We start from the raw sequence: 1,450 nt of genomic DNA on the forward strand, positions 1-1,450 counted from the left end.
CGCCCAATTCGAAGAAGTGGTCGTGGCGGCCGACTTGATCGATACCCAGCAGTTCCTGCCAGATGGCGGCGATCGCCACCTCGGCTCGGCCGTGCGGCGCCTCGTAGGCACGTGCCACCAGCGCGGAGCGATCCGGCGCGGGCAGCGCCTTGCGGTCGAGCTTGCCGTTCGGTGTCAGCGGGAAGGCGTCCAGCGTGACGAAGGCGGCCGGCACCATGTAGTCGGGCAGGCTGGCGGCCAGGGTGCTGCGCAGGTCGGCGGCGGATGGCGCGGCGCCGTCCTGGGCGACCAGGTAGGCCACCAGGCGCTTGTCGCCAGGCTGGTCTTCGCGCGCGACGACCAACGCCTCGCGCACGCCTTCGCAAGCGGCCAGATTCGATTCGATCTCGCCCAGCTCGACGCGGAAGCCGCGGAGCTTGACCTGGAAGTCGTTGCGGCCCAGGTACTCGAGATTGCCGTCAGCCAGCCAGCGACCCACGTCGCCCGTCTTGTACATGCGGGCGTTGGGATCCTTGCTGAACGGGTCGCGCAGGAAGCGCTCGGCGGTGAGGTCAGGGCGATTCAGGTAGCCGAGTGCTACACCATCACCGCCGACCCAGATTTCTCCCCGCGTGTTGACCGGCACGGGCTGCAACGCGGCATCGAGCACATAGGCCGTGGAGTTGGCGATGGGTTTGCCGATGGGGATAGACAATACATGGCCCTGGCGCGGAACGGCGTAGCAGGTGCTAAACGTCGTATTTTCGGTCGGACCGTAGCCGTTGATGACCGTCACGTGGGGCAGGCGCGCATACAGATGCTCGATGGCCGCCACGGGAGCGACGTCGCCGCCGACCAGGATGTGGCTCAGCGACCCCAGGGTGCCGGTGTCGGGATGCGTTGCAAATTGTTCGAACAGTGCCGGCGTCGCAAACATCGTCGAGACCGCATGCTTGCCGATCTGCGCGATCAGGGTGCGCAGATCGATCCTGGCGCCGGGATAGAGTGCAAGAACACCGCCGTTGAGCAAGGCGCCCCAGATTTCTAGGGTGGCGGCGTCGAAGGCAATCGAACCGCATTGCAACAACACGGTGGCGTTGGACAATGGCAGGAAATGATTGTTGCATGCCAGGCGCAGCACGCCGCGATGTGGCACCGCCACGCCCTTGGGCAGACCGGTAGAGCCCGAGGTGTACATTACGTATGCCGTGGTAGTGGCCGTGTTACGGGCCGCCTTCGGTTGCGGAGGATTGACGGTGGGCTGGGCGGCGAGAACGTCGGCGAAGGCCGCATGATCGAGTAGCATGACCGGCGCCGAGGTGGGCGGCAGGCCCAGGTGCTGCTGGGTCAGCACCACGACGGGGGCGCTGTCCTCCAGCATGTAGGCCAGTCGGTCCTGCGGATAGGCCGGGTCGAGCGGTACATAGGCGCCGCCGGCCTTGAGGATGGCCAGCAGGCCGACCACCATCTC

Annotated in this window: 1 protein-coding gene; it reads right to left on the reverse strand. The window is 66.3% G+C overall.

Annotated features, from left to right (window positions below; genetic code table 11):
- Positions 1-1,450: non-ribosomal peptide synthetase (locus tag AC1RMD_RS31175; RefSeq protein WP_492932743.1), on the reverse strand; the 1,450-nt coding region annotated here is incomplete at both ends.

The organism is Duganella sp. GW822-FHT06D06 (assembly GCF_058799615.1).